This is a genomic window from Priestia sp. TGN 0903 (genome assembly GCF_050846855.1).
GTDB lineage: Bacteria > Bacillota > Bacilli > Bacillales > Bacillaceae_H > Priestia > Priestia zanthoxyli.
Genome location: NZ_JBOZGL010000022.1, coordinates 1 through 15741, shown reverse-complemented (window position 1 = coordinate 15741; position 15741 = coordinate 1). Strand labels below are relative to the sequence as shown.

Here is a 15741-nt window from a genome sequence, read left to right as displayed (position 1 = left end):
TGGGACTTTGTCCCTGTGAGAGTAGGACGTTGCCAGGCACTTGAAAAAAGACTAGCTATTTTAGCTAGTCTTTTTTTGTGTGTTCATTTAAGTAACAAGAAATTAAGTAAGGAATCTTTTGAGCTGTAACCTCAAGGAACCTCAAGATAAATGGATAATCTTTCGAAGAGTATGTATGTAATAATTCATACCACCACTCTGTTTCATAACGTGAAATCATACTTAAATTATAAAGTAATAAGTAATGTGCCAACATCTCAGGGAAATATAAGCAGCTATCTTTTTCCAACGGTGCATGCAGCGTGTTAGCTTGGAAATTGTACATAAAAGGTGAACAATTATATAAACAGCTTGAAGGGTCAAGAATACATACCTGATCTTCTGACAAAGACAATGATAGATGGGAACGCTCTTTTAAAAAAGAATAGAGTCTTTCGTGATTCATATGATAACACCGTGTAACTTGTTCAGGAATAGGCAAAGAGGTAGCTGGAAGCGATCCAATAGTTGTTAAATGGGAAGATGGTCTCGTGCCCAAATTTAAAAATAATGTATCTAATTCAGGTACACAAGACAACAGATAATTCATTGTATATTTACTACCTTCTAGTTGTTTCACATGAAACAATTCTTCTCCTACTTGTGAAAATAAACCGCTTTTTTGAATCTTAACTTCATCATCTAAAAAATCATAACTTTGTTTTTTTCTTTTTCGTGTTGATACTCCATGTGCTAACACCGCTGTATTTTCGGGATATACGGGGTTTTGTGTTAACAAACAAGCTTTTAACAGCTGTGACATTCCATAAAATAATAAAACGGGTTGAACTGATACAGGAGATTGTGCCGCAACTTGATAATAATTTTTACTGTGTTCCAAATAATAAATAAATGGGTAACTGTTTTTAAAACTATGTTGCTCTGCATCGCTATAATTCAATTTTTGATAGCGCTTTTTTAAAAAGTCTTGTACAAAAGGAACGGAGAAAAATAAATTGTAGGACGTCCAAACATCATTAAATTTATGCAACTAAATCACCTTTTCTTTTTATTAGAATTATCTGATATCTAGTGAAGTTATTGACAGGTACATATCTGCTTGTTAATCTACTAATAATATTCTGTCGTTTAAAGGAGGATTCTATAATGTGGGAAAGCAAATTTTCTAAAGAAGGCTTAACATTTGATGACGTTTTACTGGTGCCAGCAAAATCTGAGGTACTACCTAAAGACGTTGATATGAGTGTTGAACTAACAAAAACATTAAAATTAAAGGTGCCGTTCATCAGTGCAGGAATGGATACAGTTACAGAAGCTGAAATGGCTATTGCGATGGCTAGACAAGGTGGTTTGGGTATCATTCACAAAAACATGTCGATTGAACAGCAAGCAGAACAAGTTGATAAAGTAAAACGTTCTGAAAGTGGTGTTATCACGGATCCTTTCTTTTTAACTCCTGAAAACCAAGTATTTGCTGCTGAACACTTAATGGGCAAATATCGTATCTCAGGTGTGCCGATTGTCAACAACGAAGAAGAACAAAAACTAGTTGGAATCCTTACAAACCGTGACTTGCGTTTCATCCAAGATTATTCAATGCAAATTGCTGATGTAATGACAAAAGAAGAATTAGTTACTGCTCCAGTAGGAACGACTTTAGAAGAAGCAGAGAAAATTCTACAGCAATACAAAATTGAAAAGTTACCTCTTGTAGATGACAATGGCGTATTAAAAGGCCTTATCACAATTAAAGACATTGAAAAAGTAATTGAGTTTCCAAATGCAGCTAAAGATCAACAAGGTCGATTATTAGTTGGAGCAGCTGTTGGCGTAACAGCTGATTCAAATGTTCGTATCGAAAAATTAGTACAAGCTGGCGTTGATGTTATCGTTATTGATACAGCGCATGGACATTCACAAGGCGTTTTAGATACAGTACGCAGCATTCGCGAGGCATATCCAGAATTAAATATTATTGCTGGTAACGTAGCAACGGCTGAAGGTACAAAAGCATTAATTGAAGCTGGAGCAAACGTAGTAAAAGTAGGAATTGGACCTGGTTCAATTTGTACAACTCGTGTTGTCGCTGGTGTAGGCGTTCCACAAATTACGGCAGTATATGACTGTGCAACTGAAGCTCGTAAGCACGGGGTAGCTATTATTGCAGATGGCGGTATTAAGTACTCTGGAGATATCGTAAAAGCACTTGCAGCTGGTGGACATACAGTAATGCTAGGAAGCCTTCTAGCAGGAACGACAGAAAGCCCTGGCGAAACAGAAATCTACCAAGGAAGACGCTTTAAAGTGTATCGTGGAATGGGCTCTGTGGGAGCTATGGAAAAAGGAAGTAAAGATCGATACTTCCAAGAAGATAATAAAAAATTAGTTCCAGAAGGTATCGAAGGCCGTTTGCCTTACAAAGGACCTGTAGCAGATACTTTATATCAAATGATTGGTGGTTTGCGCGCAGGAATGGGTTACTGTGGTTCAGCTAACTTAGAAGCGTTACGTGAACAGGCACAATTCATCCGTATGACTGGAGCAGGCTTAAGAGAAAGTCACCCACATGATGTACAAATTACAAAAGAATCTCCTAACTATTCTATGAGATAATCATGAATGTGTAAAAAACACGTTTCCTTAATAGGGAAACGTGTTTTTTATGTCATTAATCATGAATGTAACAGTACTTCTTTATCTATTTTTTTAAATTTTAGTATGATAAAATTACATTTATGTGAGTTTACGTTTGGAGGGTATAGAGTGAGAAACGCAGTACAGAAACAATTAATTTGTGTCATTGCTGTTATGTTAATGGCCAGCGTATTTTTTGTCTCTACACAAGCATCAGCTGCTTCTAAAACAGATGATATTGGCGTTGAAGCAGACGCAGCCATTTTAGTAGAGGCAAGTACGGGGAAAGTGCTATACGGGAAAAATACGGATGCTTTATTAGGTATTGCAAGCATGACAAAAATGATGACGGAATACCTAGTATTAGAATCCATAAAAGATAAGAAATTATCTTGGGATCAACGTGTGCCAGTTAGTAAATATGCAGCTAAAATTTCTCAGGATTATGGATTATCAAATGTACCATTAATCGAAAACCAAAAATATACGGTAAAAGAATTATATGATGCCATGGCTATTTATTCAGCTAATGGAGCAGCCATTGCTTTAGCTGAAGCTGTCAGTGGTTCTGAAGAAGGTTTCATTAAGTTAATGAATGAAACAGCAAAAAAATTAAATATGGGTGAATCAAAATTTGTCAATTCTACAGGTCTTTCTAATTCCTTGTTAAAAGGGATGTATCCAAAAGGAACAAAGGAAGAAGATGAGAACCTCCTATCTGCTCGGGCAGTTGCTACTCTTGCTTATCACTTGATTCATGATTATCCAGAATCTTTGGAAGTAGCCAAAACTCCTTCCAAGATGTTTAGACAAGGGCAACAAGGCGAAACAAAAATGAACAATTGGAATAAGATGCTCCCTGGTTTTTCAGCTGCATACAGCGGCGTAGACGGCTTAAAAACTGGTCATACAGATTTTGCAGGTCAATGTTTCACTGGAACTGCAGAGCGTAACGGGGTAAGATACATAACAGTTGTAATGAATGCCAAGGAAAACGGCAAGTCTACAGAAGCTGCTCGTTTTTCTCAAACGAAAAAGATATTGGATTATGCTTTTAGTCATTTTCAGTTAAAAGAAGTAGTGCCTGCTAACGGCGAGATTAAAGGGCATGAAACAATTGATGTTGCTAAAGGGAAATCAAAAGAAGCTTCCGTTTCTCCAAAGAATTCGGTAAAAATTATTACCGAAAAAGGTCAAAAAGATCATACTAAAATCAACTTTAAGTTAAACGATAAAGTTATGAACGATCAAAAAGTTGTTGCTCCTATTAAAAAAGGAGAAACAGTTGCTTATGTAAGTGCAACAAACAGAAATCTTAAAGATCTAGGCTATGTAGGAGGTCAAACTACAGATAGCATGACGCCGGTCGTGACAAACGAATCTGTTGAAAAAGCTGGATGGTTCTCTCTCGCTATCCGCAGTATTGGTAACTTCTTCAGCGATATTTGGATGAATGCTGCAAATACAGTGAATAACTGGTTTTAATGATAACTCAAGAGAAAGAAGAGATACTACAAGGGAGTATCTCTTTTTTTTATTTTTAGATTTGTTTGTATATAATCTATAAATTAGATAGGAATTTTCCGAAAAATACGGTAAAATAGACACTAAGTTTTGAATTTTGTATATACACTAAAAATTATTGTGAAACACTTGATACAGGAGGAAGACAAACATGAATAACATTACAGGTACTGATCGTGTAAAACGAGGAATGGCGGAAATGCAAAAAGGTGGCGTTATCATGGACGTGATCAACGCAGAGCAAGCAAAAATTGCAGAAGCAGCAGGCGCTGTTGCCGTTATGGCATTAGAGCGTGTTCCAGCTGATATCCGTGCAGCAGGCGGCGTGTCTCGTATGGCAGACCCAACAATTGTTGAAGAAGTGATGAATGCTGTGTCCATTCCAGTTATGGCAAAAGCTCGTATTGGCCATATTGTTGAAGCACGCGTGCTAGAAGCGATGGGTGTAGACTACATCGATGAAAGTGAAGTGTTGACTCCAGCTGATGAGGAGTTTCATTTAAATAAAAATACATTTACGGTTCCATTTGTGTGCGGTTGTCGTGATCTTGGTGAAGCATCCCGCCGTATTGCTGAAGGAGCTGCAATGCTTCGTACAAAAGGCGAACCAGGGACAGGAAACATCGTGGAAGCAGTGCGTCATATGCGCCAAGTAAACGCTCAAGTACGTAAAGTTGTGGGCATGGACGAAGATGAGTTAATGACAGAGGCAAAACTATTAGGCGCGCCTTATGAGCTATTACTGCAAATTAAACGTGAAGGTCGCCTACCGGTTGTAAACTTTGCAGCGGGCGGTGTAGCAACACCAGCAGACGCAGCGTTAATGATGCAGCTTGGAGCAGACGGTGTGTTCGTTGGTTCAGGAATCTTTAAATCCGACAACCCTGAAAAATTTGCTCGAGCAATCGTTGAGGCAACAACACATTATCAAGATTATGAACTCATTGCAAACTTGTCAAAAGGATTAGGAAGTGCAATGAAAGGGATTGAAATTTCATCATTATTACCAGAAAACCGCATGCAAGAGCGTGGATGGTAATTTAAAGGGAGTTTTGACAAAATGGTAAAAGTAGGCGTGTTAGGATTACAAGGTGCCTTTCGCGAGCATGCACAAGCATTAGAAGCAGCAGGCGCTGAAGCCATTATCATTAAAAAAGTTGAACAGCTAGACGAAATAGATGGTTTAATCCTACCGGGCGGCGAAAGCACAGCGATGCGTCGTCTGATTGACAAGTATGACTTTATGGAACCTCTTCGCCAGTTTGCACAAGCAGGTAAACCGGTGTTTGGTACGTGTGCGGGTTTAATTTTACTTGCAGGACAAGTTGTTGACCGTGAAGAGCCCCATTTAGGTGTTATGGATATTACGGTAGCTCGAAATTCATTTGGGCGCCAACGAGATAGCTTTGAAGCTGCTCTAAATATTAAAGATATTGGTGAAGATTTTATAGGCGTATTTATCCGTGCTCCGCATATTGTAGAAGTAGGAGAAAACGTTGAAGTCTTGGCAATGCATAATGACCGAATTGTTGCAGCAAGACAAGGTCAATTCTTGGGATGTTCGTTTCATCCAGAATTAACAGATGATGCTCGCATGGCTCAGTATTTTGTAGCAATGGTTGAAGAAGCTTCGAAAAAACCTGTATAAATGAATTGCATCTTGTAAAGACTTGTAGTACATTATGATTAATAAAAATGATATTGGTATAAAGCGTTGATAGGAAATAGTAATAAGATTTTTGATTTCAAGAGAGTCGATGGCTGGTGTGAATCGATAATCAATTCTTATGAATCCGTCCTGGAGCAAGCTGTCGAAAAAGTAGTAGGCAGTTTCGGTTCATCCGTTATCTGGTTTAAGAGGAAGGCTTATTTTAGCTTTCAATTAGGGTGGCAACGCGGGTAAACTCTCGTCCCTTTCATAGGGATGAGAGTTTTTATTTTGCCCTTTTATACTAAAGGAGGTACTCAGTATGTTAGATTTAAAATTTTTACGTGCTAATTTTAATGAAGTAAAAGAAAAGCTCAAGTTTCGTGGTGAGGACTTAACGGACTTAGGTCGCTTTGAAGAGTTAGATGCAAAACGCCGTGAGCTAATTGCTCAAACAGAAGAGTTAAAAAGCAAGCGAAATGAAGTATCACAGCAAATTGCACAATTGAAACGTGAAAAACAAGATGCTGATCATTTAATCGTCGAAATGCGTGAAGTAGGAGACCGCGTAAAGCAATTGGATGAAGAGCTTCGCAGCGTTGAAGAAGAGTTAGAGCTATTGCTGCTTTCAATTCCTAACGTTCCACATGAAAGTACGCCTGTAGGTGAAACTGAAGATGATAACGTAGAAGTTCGCAAATGGGGAGAAATTAAACAATTTGATTTTGAACCAAAACCGCATTGGGATTTAGGAACAGATTTAAATATTTTAGATTTTGAAAGAGCTTCGAAAGTAACGGGAAGCCGCTTTGTATTTTATAAAGGGTTAGGTGCAAGATTAGAACGTGCTCTTATTAACTTTATGATGGATTTACATATGGATGAGCATGGTTATGAAGAAATCCTTCCTCCATATATGGTGAATCGTACAAGTATGACAGGAACAGGGCAGCTTCCTAAATTTGAAGAAGATGCATTTAAAATTAAAGAAGAAGATTATTTCTTAATTCCTACAGCTGAAGTACCAGTTACAAATTTACATCGTGATGAAATTTTAAGCGGAGATCAGCTTCCAATTGCTTATACAGCGTATAGTGCTTGCTTCCGCTCAGAAGCAGGCTCTGCAGGAAGAGATACACGTGGGCTTATTCGTCAGCATCAGTTTAATAAAGTAGAACTTGTTCGCTTTGTTAAGCCAGAAGATTCTTATGATGAATTAGAAAAATTAACGGGCCATGCTGAAAAGGTTCTTCAACTATTAGGTTTACCTTACCGAGTTCTAAGCATGTGTACAGCTGACTTAGGTTTCACAGCAGCCAAAAAGTATGATATTGAAGTTTGGATTCCAAGTTATGAAACGTATCGTGAAATTTCTTCTTGTTCAAACTTTGAAAGCTTTCAAGCTCGCCGTGCTAATATTCGCTTCCGCCGTGATACAAAAGCAAAACCAGAACATGTTCATACACTAAATGGTTCTGGCTTAGCAATTGGCCGTACGGTAGCTGCAATTTTAGAAAACTACCAGCAGGAAGATGGATCAATTCAAATTCCAGAAGTGCTGCGTCCATATATGGGAAATAAAGAAGTTATTTCTAAATAAAAGTAGAAGGTGTTCATTAAATTAATTTTTAATGAACATCTTTTTTAAAAAAATTAATAAAAGAGTTGACTTCATTATTTTTATATGATAAATTAATACTTGTCGATACGGAGGAATACCCAAGTCCGGCTGAAGGGATCGGTCTTGAAAACCGACAGGGGTGTTAAAGCCCGCGGGGGTTCGAATCCCTCTTCCTCCGCCATATTTGACTTATAATGCAATTAACATAGCGCGATAAATTGGAGATTGGAAAACCGTTACTTATAAGTAACGGTTTTTTATTTGTTGAAAATGCCGCTTTATTTATTAAAGCGGCATTTTTTTATAGCTGACGACGTTTTAACTTTTCATTATGTTGTAAAAAGCGAGCCACTTTTTCAACAATTGATTCAATTGAATCAGGATCCTTGAGAAGGTCGTATTCTCTAATATCTAAACGGAGAATAGGACAAGCCGTAAAGTTATTAATCCATTCTTCATATCGGGCGTGCATCTCTTTCCAATAATCAAGAGGCGTTTGTTGTTCCATTGGTCGCCCTCTTTCTTGAATGCGATCTACAATATCTTCGAAGCTGCCTTCCAAATAAATGAGCAGATCTGGATGAGGGAAGTATGGAGTCATAACCATTGCATCGAACAAGCTTGTATATGTCTCATAGTCTACTTTAGACATTGTTCCCTTTTCAAAATGCATCTTAGCAAAGATACCGGTATCTTCGTAAATGGATCTGTCTTGGATAAAGCCGCCGCCATACTCGAAAATCTTCTTTTGTTCTTTAAAGCGTTCCGCTAAAAAATATACCTGTAGGTGAAAGCTCCAGCGTTCAAAATCCCCATAAAATTTGTCCAGGTAAGGGTTGGAATCTACTTTTTCAAACGATGTGCGAAATTGGAGAGCATCAGCCAATGATTGAGTCATCGTAGATTTCCCAACTCCAACTGTACCCGCTATCGTCAACACAGCATCATTAGGAATGTTGTATTTCGATCGTAAGTTTACCATTATATACTCCTTTTCAACATACTCTCTTGAACCTCTGATAAGATTCTATTTAAGTGTTGTTTATTTTGTACAAAATCTATTTCATCACCGTTATAACGTAAAATGGTTACGTCAGGGTTCTTTTGTTCAAATGCCGTCATAGCTTTTTCATAATCATCACTTAGTCTCGCAAGGTAGTGAGGATCGATGTTTCGTTCAATTTCTCTTCCACGCATTTTAATACGCTTTAGCAAGGTATCTAAACTGGCATTTAAATAAATAATAATGTTCGGAGCCGGCATATCAGCCGTTAAGATGTGGAAGATTTGTACATATTTTTTATACTGTTCATCTTTTAACGTTTGCTCAGCGAAAATCATGTTTTTCATAATATGATAATCTGCTACAACAGGTTTTTTATAAGATAAGAACCCTTTTTGAATATCCTCTAACTGCTTATATCGATTACATAGAAAAAACATTTCGGTTTGAAAACTCCACTCGTCGATATTCTCATAAAATTTCCCGAGAAATGGATTTTCATCTACGATTTCTTTTAAAATTTCGAACTGAAATGCTTGTGCAATCTCTTTAGCTAGAGAGGTTTTTCCGACACCGATGGGTCCTTCTACTGAAATAAAAGGTGTGACTTGCATTCATTTGCCTCCTTCATGACCACTCGTTCAAAAAAAACAGACAAAAAATATTTTAACATAGAGAAGGAGAATAAGGGGAAAAGAAATTTCTTTCAGTAAGAAGAATAACAAAAAGCCTACTGTTAACAGTAAGCTTTCCCTATTTATGGCTGTGTCACTCTTTTTGTAATTTTGAAGTTGTCTTCAATCAAGAGCCAGTTTTGCGGGAAATCTAAGCCTAGTTTCCAGTAGGCCATTCCTCTAAGTTTTAATTCTTTGATTAAATCAAACTTGGCCTGAATAGATCTAGCGTCTTCAAACCATACTTCGTGAGTGCGCTGCTGTTCATCTTTATACCGGAAGAAAGGAGCTTGTGCTTTATTGTCGTATTGAATAGCTACTTTATAACGAGCTGCCAACTCAATAGCTCGTTGAGGACTAATGGCTTTGGCATATTCTCCTCCTGGTTTGTAAGGCAGTGTCCAATCGTAACCGTATAGGTTTTGGCCCATGATAATTTTTGAACTAGGTATTTCAGATACTGCATATTCTAAAACATCACGTACGGGACCAATAGGAGAGACGGCCATAGGAGGCCCACCGCTATATCCCCATTCATATGTCATTGGAACAACGAAGTTAGCAATCTCTCCAATGGCTTTATAATCATGTGCTTCATACCATTTGCCTTTTTGATCTCGACTTGTCTTCGGAGCTAAAGCCACAGACATGAGAAGTTGTTCATCTTGAAGACGCTTTTTTGCTTTCTGTAAGAATGCAATATAGGCTTCTTTATCTGCCGGACGCAAAAATTCGAAGTCAAAGTGAATGTCTCTGAAATTTTGTTCTTTCGCTGTTTTTACAATATTATTTAAGAGCGTATCTTGAACGTCTTTATTAGTTAAAATTGCTCGGCCGACTTCATCACTGAATGCACCGTTTTCAATATTAGCCAATACCATTAAGAAGATGACGTCATTTTCTTTAGCAATAGAACCTAAATTGTTAAGTGGAGGTGCCTTTAGAGAACCGTCTTTTTGCACTTCGAAGTTCGCTGGTCCGAGATAAGTAAGGTATTTTGCATTTTGATTAATCATTTTCTCTGTTTGAGGGGTGATTTTTCGATTGCTTGTTTCAACATACCCTAAAAACTCACCGTTTCTTTTGTTTGGGGAAGGGGGAATTAAGATGCGGCGGCCAGGTGTTAAGGGTGCTGTAACTGAAACATTGTTCGCATTGGCAATAGCCTGATAGCTAACGCCTAATTTTCGTCCTATTTTCCATATAGTGTCCCCAGCTTTTACTGTGTAGTAAGTACCGTTGATGGGAATAACCATAGATTGCCCGATGACGAGTTGATTTGGATTAGGTAATTCATTTGCTCTTATAATCTTTCCTGCGTCAATCTGGAACTGTTTTGCAATACTATATATACTGTCACCTGCTTTAACAGTGTAAATTTGCATAATAAAAAGCCTCCATTTCATATGACTTACTTCCATCATATGAGAAGGCTTTTTACTTAATTCATCAACTCAGTATGTTTGCAAATACGAGCATTTAATACGTTATGCATCATTCTTAAAGCAAAGGTATTGTCTTCATCTGCGTTTGAAGCAATACAATCTTCAGGCACAATTAAATTATACTCACGCATATAAGCATCGTTGGCTGAAAAAAGCACGCATATATTTCCCGCAATTCCTGTTAAAATAAGTGTATGCACATCGAGCTGTGATAGCAAAATATTTAAAGCTGTTCCATAGAAAATAGAATGCTTTGGTTTAATTAAAAAGTAATCAGCGTTTTGTGGTGAAATGTGATGTAGAATGGGTGAACTTACCTCATTTGTGCAGTGTGTTAAAATGGTTTCTAAGTTTGCTTGCCATAGCTTATAGTGGTCATTGACGTAAATAATAGGGATATGTTGAGACGAGGCATATTGTTTTAATTCGGCAATATTTTGAGCGATTATTAAAGATTTTTCAGCAAGTACTTTGCCGTTTTTGAATTGAAAATCGTTTAGCATATCAATAATAATTAAAGCAGTTTTAGCATTCTTCACACAAGGTCTCTCCTTTTCCTGATGTACATAGTAAATAGTTTGACTCAGAAAAAATATAATATGTAAGGTTGGATAAAAAGTGTTAAATGATGAAAAGTATATGAGGTTGGCAATTGATGAAGCATTAAAAGCTAAAGATAAATTAGAGGTTCCTATTGGAGCAGTTATTGTTCAAAATGATGAGGTGATTGCTGCAGCTTATAACTTACGAGAAACAGAACAGCGATCAGTTGCTCATGCGGAACTTTTAGCCATTGATGAAGCATGTAAGAAACTAGGAACATGGAGGTTGGAAGACGCTACGTTATATGTCACCTTAGAACCATGTCCGATGTGTGCAGGTGCTATTGTATTATCCAGAGTGAAAAGAGTTGTGTTTGGCGCTTATGATCCTAAAGGTGGCTGCGCTGGAACATTGTTAAATTTATTAGAGTTTGAAAAGTTTAATCATCAAGCAGAAGTAGTAGGAGGTATGCTAGAAGAAGAATGCGGGAGCCTCTTAACGACTTTTTTTCGTGAGTTACGTCAACGAAAAAAGGCTGGAAAATAGCGCTAAAAAAGTAAGTTTTCTATAGCGGTTGCATTTTTGAATGAAAAGACGTATACTTGTAAATGCATCAACTTGATGCCCAAACTATTGGTTTCAACTTTGCCGTGCTAAGCGGGGAGGTAGCGGTGCCCTGTACTCGCAATCCGCTCTAGCGAGGCCGAATTCCTTCTTGAGGTTAGCTCATCTTAGGGCCTGCCTTAAGTAAGTGGTGTTGACGTTTGGGTCCTATGCAATGGGAATCTGTGAACCCTGTCAGGTCCGGAAGGAAGCAGCAGTAAGCAGAACCTCTCATGTGCCATGGGGTCGCCTGAACCGAGCTAACTGCTTAAGTAACGCCTGGGGTGGCTAATCGACGGAAGGTGCACGGCAGTTATATACATAAGTTTAGTCTACTCTGTGAGAGTAGGCTTTTTATTTTATCTCTTACTATTTTGAAAAAAAACCTCATAATACGCTATAATGAGAACTAATGAATTATATTAAAAGGAGAGGATGTAGTGGCATATCAGGCTCTGTACCGTGTATACCGTCCTCAAAGCTTTAACGACGTAGTCGGTCAACAACATATTATCAAAACACTTCAAAATGCCCTTGTCCAAGAAAAATTTTCGCATGCGTATTTATTTTCTGGGCCTCGAGGGACAGGGAAGACAACAGCTGCTAAAATTTTAGCGAAAGCCGTTAACTGTGAAAAAGCACCCATTGCTGAACCTTGTAATGAATGTGCAACTTGTCGGGGAATTACGGATGGTTCCATTTCTGATGTAATTGAAATTGATGCAGCCTCTAATAATGGAGTCGATGAAATTCGAGATATCCGTGATAAAGTAAAATATGCACCTAGTGCTGTTCGATACAAAGTGTACATTATTGATGAAGTTCATATGCTTTCAATTGGAGCTTTTAACGCTTTGTTAAAAACGTTAGAAGAACCTCCTGCACATGTCATCTTTATTTTAGCTACAACAGAGCCGCATAAAATTCCATTAACGATTATCTCCAGATGTCAGCGCTTTGATTTCAAACGCATTTCGCCAGAAGATATCGTATATCGAATGAAGGAAGTATTAGGTTCTGAAGAGCTAGAAGTAAGCGAGGATGCTCTTTACGAAATTGCGAAAGCTTCAGAAGGCGGCATGCGTGATGCACTTAGTCTTTTAGACCAAGCCATCTCGTATAGTACGGAGAAGGTGAGCTTAGAGGATGTTCTATCCATAACAGGAGCCGTATCACAGTCTTTTATTGTGAAGATCGTCCAAGCTATCTTTAACGAAAACATTGTAGAAGCGCTAGACTCTGTTGAAAGTTTGATCAAAAACGGAAAAGATCCAGCGAGGTTTGTAGAGGACCTCATCTTCTATTATCGTGATGTTCTGCTTTATCAAGCTTCAGAAGAAAATGCATATTTACTTGAAAAAGCAGCGGTTAACGAAGAGTTTAAAGAACTTAGTTCAAAAATGGATAGTGCCTTTATTTATAAAGTCATTGCTGAATTGAACCAAACTCAGCAAGAGATGAAATGGAGCAATCATCCTCGAGTGCTACTTGAAGTAGCTTTAGTAAAATTAGCTCAAAGTTCTACAAATCAAGAGGGTGCTCTTCCATATCAAGACATTTTGCAAAAAATGAATCAAATGGAAGCAGAACTGCAGCAGCTAAAAGAAAAAGGCATTCAAGTTGATCATACAGCTCAGGCAGCGCAAACAGAGAAAAAACAGACAAGACAGTCAAGAAGTCAGTACAAAACGCCTGTTGGAAAGGTAAATGAAGTTTTAAAAAATGCCACTCGGCAGAATTTAGAAACCATTAAGCGATCTTGGGCGCAGGTATTAGACACATTGAAACAACAAAATAAAGCTTCACATGCAGCGTTGTTATCTAACAGTGAACCGGTTGCGTCTTCAGATCAATCATTTATACTTAAATTCAAATATGAAATTCATTGCAAAATGGCTTCTGAAAATAACAACAATGTACGTGATAATTTAGAGAATATCTTATATACTTTAATTGGCAGCAAGCGTGAAATGGTTGCAATTCCAGAAAGTGAATGGGATAAAGTAAGAGAAGAGTTTCTTCAAGGACAGCAAAGTGATGGGTCATCAGGTCAACCACAGGAGGAAGACCCCGTGGTTGCAGAAGCGAAAAAGCTATTTGGAGAAGACTTAATCGAAATTCAAGAGTAAATTTAGGAGGAATGTTCATATGATGAAAGGCATGGGCAATATGCAAAAAATGATGAAACAAATGCAAAAAATGCAAAAAGATATGCAAAAAGCGCAGGAAGAGTTAGCTGAAAAAACTGTTGAAGGTACAGCTGGCGGTGGAATGGTAACAGTTGTGGTTAACGGTCAGAAACAAGTAATTGATGTAAATATTAAAGAGGATGTAGTAGATCCTGAAGATATTGAAATGCTACAAGATTTAGTACTAGCAGCAACAAATGACGCATTAAAACAAATGGACGATTTAACAAATAACACAATGGGTCAATTTACAAAAGGTTTAAATATTCCAGGACTTTAATAAGGTGGTTGCCACGTGCATTATCCAGAACCAATATCAAAGCTTATAGATAGTTTTATGAAGTTACCCGGCATTGGTCCAAAAACAGCTGTTCGCTTAGCGTTCTTTGTTTTATCTATGAAAGAAGATACGGTATTAGATTTTGCAAAAGCATTAGTTAATGCGAAGCGAAATTTAACCTATTGTTCAGTTTGTGGGCATATCACAGATCAAGATCCTTGCTACATTTGTCAAGATCAGCGTAGAGAGCGCAGTGTGGTGTGTGTCGTGCAAGACCCTAAAGATGTCATTGCAATGGAGAAAATGAAAGAATATAACGGCTTGTATCATGTCCTGCATGGCGCAATTTCACCTATGGAAGGAATAGGGCCTGAAGATATCAAAGTACCAGAGTTATTAAAAAGACTTCAAGATGATGAGATTCAAGAAGTGATTTTAGCTACTAACCCGAATATAGAGGGCGAAGCTACGGCTATGTATATCTCTAGGCTCTTAAAGCCGACAGGAATTAAAATTACTAGAATTGCTCATGGGTTACCCGTCGGAGGAGACCTTGAGTACGCGGACGAAGTAACATTATCTAAAGCCCTAGAAGGTAGAAGAGAAGTATAACGAGGTACTTGCATATGTTTTTTAAACGAAAAGGTTGGCTACGCAAAGAGTACGATGATGAATTTGTGAAGACTTTTATGCAAGTAAAGCAGGAATGGAGTCACAAAACTTCAATGGTAGAAAGAAGTGTAGATCCTTCAGAAGAGGTAATGGTAGATATTCGATTAGCCAAAATGAAGTATCTTTTTCTATTAAAAGAAGCCAAACATCGAAATATTTCAATTAACAGGATGTCATAGAGGCATCCTGTTTTGTTGTCTTTATAAAATAAGGATTTCCCTCCGTGAAATAGTGCTTTTTTTGAATGCTTGGACATATATATAAGGTAACTTATCTGCTTTAAGAAGGAGGCAACATGCTAAATCATCCTATTGTAGTTGTGTCTTTTTTAATAGGGCTAATCATTCTACTCTTAGTAACAGGTGGTGTTGAAAAAATGCTTCGAGTCATTGGAAATTTATCGATTAAGCTTATTATTGGCGTTTTGCTGCTTTTCTTTATTAACATCTTTGGCGTACAGTTCGGTATTCATATTCCTATTAATTTCCCCACAGCTATTGTTTCAGCTATTTTAGGTATTCCAGGAATAGCTGCCCTACTTGTTATTAATAATTTCATATTATAATTTGGAAGAATATCCAAAATAAAAGTTTTCTGGAATCTTTTCGAGAAAACTTTTATTTTTTTTGAAAAAGTTGTTGACCAACAAGTTATCAGATGTTATATTTATATACGTCGCTAAGACAGTAACGAAAAATAACTCGAAAATAACTTAAAGAAAAAAGTTGTTGACAAGTTATTCTTAAGGTGGTAAGATAAGAAAGTCGCCTTGAGACAAGAGTTCTTTGAAAACTGAACGAAATAGTAAACGTCAACGTTAATTTTTATTTTTTTAAATGAGCAAGTCAAACATTTCTTCGGAGAGTTTGATCCTGGCTCAGGATGAACGCTGGCGGCGTGCCTAA

General features: G+C 37.5%; 16 protein-coding genes, 1 tRNA gene, 1 other RNA gene and 1 other annotated feature. Of the genes, 13 read left to right on the top strand and 5 right to left on the bottom strand.

The features are described 5' to 3' along the window. Positions 1-64: 64 nt before the first annotated feature. Positions 65-1030 (bottom strand): YaaC family protein, encoded by a 966-nt coding sequence (locus ACRPLY_RS26495; protein WP_028412712.1) that lies wholly within the window; start codon positions 1028-1030, stop codon positions 65-67. A 116-nt stretch (positions 1031-1146) separates the two neighbouring features. Here ACRPLY_RS26495 and guaB point away from each other — a divergent pair, with 116 nt between their 5' ends. From guaB to ACRPLY_RS26465, 6 genes are all read left to right on the top strand, one after another. After that, positions 1147-2613, top strand: a complete 1467-nt coding sequence (gene guaB / locus ACRPLY_RS26490; protein ID WP_013054827.1) for an IMP dehydrogenase — start codon at positions 1147-1149, stop codon at positions 2611-2613. Positions 2614-2763: 150 nt separating this feature from the next. After that, entirely contained in the window at positions 2764-4119 is a 1356-nt protein-coding gene (locus tag ACRPLY_RS26485; protein WP_325077808.1) for a serine hydrolase, read from the top strand. 190 nt (positions 4120-4309) lie between these two features. Further along, a complete protein-coding gene (pdxS, locus tag ACRPLY_RS26480; protein WP_013054829.1) occupies positions 4310-5197 on the top strand; it encodes a pyridoxal 5'-phosphate synthase lyase subunit PdxS in 888 nt (295 codons plus the stop codon). A gap of 21 nt (positions 5198-5218) precedes the next feature. Next, a complete protein-coding gene (pdxT, locus tag ACRPLY_RS26475; protein WP_028412710.1) occupies positions 5219-5806 on the top strand; it encodes a pyridoxal 5'-phosphate synthase glutaminase subunit PdxT in 588 nt (195 codons plus the stop codon). 57 nt (positions 5807-5863) lie between these two features. Then, positions 5864-6076, top strand: a binding site (T-box leader). Between the two features lie 52 nt (positions 6077-6128). Then, entirely contained in the window at positions 6129-7406 is a 1278-nt protein-coding gene (gene serS / locus ACRPLY_RS26470) for a serine--tRNA ligase (RefSeq protein ID WP_028412709.1), read from the top strand. A 109-nt stretch (positions 7407-7515) separates the two neighbouring features. After that, positions 7516-7608: transfer RNA gene (locus ACRPLY_RS26465), tRNA-Ser, on the top strand. Between the two features lie 120 nt (positions 7609-7728). Here ACRPLY_RS26465 and ACRPLY_RS26460 read toward each other — a convergent pair. The 4 genes from ACRPLY_RS26460 to ACRPLY_RS26445 form a co-directional block, all read right to left on the bottom strand. Next, positions 7729-8409, bottom strand: coding sequence for a deoxynucleoside kinase (locus ACRPLY_RS26460; protein ID WP_028412708.1), 681 nt, complete (start codon positions 8407-8409; stop codon positions 7729-7731). Further along, positions 8409-9044 (bottom strand): deoxynucleoside kinase, encoded by a 636-nt coding sequence (locus tag ACRPLY_RS26455; RefSeq protein WP_325077809.1) that lies wholly within the window; start codon positions 9042-9044, stop codon positions 8409-8411. Before ACRPLY_RS26455 ends, ACRPLY_RS26460 begins: the two co-directional genes overlap by 1 nt. 143 nt (positions 9045-9187) lie before the next feature. Then, entirely contained in the window at positions 9188-10489 is a 1302-nt protein-coding gene (locus ACRPLY_RS26450) for a glycoside hydrolase family 18 protein (RefSeq protein ID WP_033580901.1), read from the bottom strand. A 56-nt stretch (positions 10490-10545) separates the two neighbouring features. Next, positions 10546-11088 carry an isochorismatase family cysteine hydrolase gene (locus tag ACRPLY_RS26445; RefSeq protein WP_033580900.1) on the bottom strand — a complete coding sequence of 181 codons (543 nt, stop codon included), beginning with the start codon at positions 11086-11088 and terminating at the stop codon, positions 10546-10548. 79 nt (positions 11089-11167) lie between these two features. On the opposite strand from ACRPLY_RS26445, the gene tadA reads away from it, so the two are divergent. The 7 genes from tadA to ACRPLY_RS26410 all read left to right on the top strand — a co-directional run bounded on the left by tadA (position 11168) and on the right by ACRPLY_RS26410 (position 15401). After that, the gene (tadA, locus tag ACRPLY_RS26440; protein ID WP_028412705.1) at positions 11168-11638 is read left to right on the top strand and encodes a tRNA adenosine(34) deaminase TadA; all 471 of its coding nucleotides are present in this window, start codon (positions 11168-11170) and stop codon (positions 11636-11638) included. Between the two features lie 102 nt (positions 11639-11740). After that, an RNA gene (gene ffs / locus ACRPLY_RS26435) (signal recognition particle sRNA large type) lies at positions 11741-12005 on the top strand. A 130-nt stretch (positions 12006-12135) separates the two neighbouring features. Next, entirely contained in the window at positions 12136-13824 is a 1689-nt protein-coding gene (gene dnaX / locus ACRPLY_RS26430; protein ID WP_028412704.1) for a DNA polymerase III subunit gamma/tau, read from the top strand. Positions 13825-13843: 19 nt separating this feature from the next. Beyond that, entirely contained in the window at positions 13844-14164 is a 321-nt protein-coding gene (locus tag ACRPLY_RS26425) for a YbaB/EbfC family nucleoid-associated protein (protein ID WP_013081327.1), read from the top strand. Positions 14165-14179: 15 nt separating this feature from the next. After that, positions 14180-14776 carry a recombination mediator RecR gene (gene recR, locus ACRPLY_RS26420; RefSeq protein ID WP_014461944.1) on the top strand — a complete coding sequence of 199 codons (597 nt, stop codon included), beginning with the start codon at positions 14180-14182 and terminating at the stop codon, positions 14774-14776. Positions 14777-14790: 14 nt separating this feature from the next. Further along, entirely contained in the window at positions 14791-15015 is a 225-nt protein-coding gene (locus tag ACRPLY_RS26415) for a YaaL family protein (RefSeq protein ID WP_013054840.1), read from the top strand. Between the two features lie 116 nt (positions 15016-15131). Then, positions 15132-15401, top strand: coding sequence for a pro-sigmaK processing inhibitor BofA family protein (locus ACRPLY_RS26410; protein WP_013081328.1), 270 nt, complete (start codon positions 15132-15134; stop codon positions 15399-15401). Positions 15402-15741 lie beyond the last annotated feature (340 nt).

Bases quoted from the DNA above. Each gene is read 5' to 3' on its own strand.
- ACRPLY_RS26460 (WP_028412708.1), bottom strand. From the start codon at position 8,409: ATGGTAAACTTACGATCGAAATACAACATTCCTAATGATGCTGTGTTG.
- ACRPLY_RS26415 (WP_013054840.1), top strand. From the start codon at position 14,791: ATGTTTTTTAAACGAAAAGGTTGGCTACGCAAAGAGTACGATGATGAA.
- pdxS (WP_013054829.1), top strand. From the start codon at position 4,310: ATGAATAACATTACAGGTACTGATCGTGTAAAACGAGGAATGGCGGAA.
- ACRPLY_RS26410 (WP_013081328.1), top strand. From the start codon at position 15,132: ATGCTAAATCATCCTATTGTAGTTGTGTCTTTTTTAATAGGGCTAATC.
- pdxT (WP_028412710.1), top strand. From the start codon at position 5,219: ATGGTAAAAGTAGGCGTGTTAGGATTACAAGGTGCCTTTCGCGAGCAT.
- ACRPLY_RS26450 (WP_033580901.1), bottom strand. From the start codon at position 10,489: ATGCAAATTTACACTGTTAAAGCAGGTGACAGTATATATAGTATTGCA.
- ACRPLY_RS26425 (WP_013081327.1), top strand. From the start codon at position 13,844: ATGATGAAAGGCATGGGCAATATGCAAAAAATGATGAAACAAATGCAA.
- serS (WP_028412709.1), top strand. From the start codon at position 6,129: ATGTTAGATTTAAAATTTTTACGTGCTAATTTTAATGAAGTAAAAGAA.
- ACRPLY_RS26455 (WP_325077809.1), bottom strand. From the start codon at position 9,044: ATGCAAGTCACACCTTTTATTTCAGTAGAAGGACCCATCGGTGTCGGA.
- guaB (WP_013054827.1), top strand. From the start codon at position 1,147: ATGTGGGAAAGCAAATTTTCTAAAGAAGGCTTAACATTTGATGACGTT.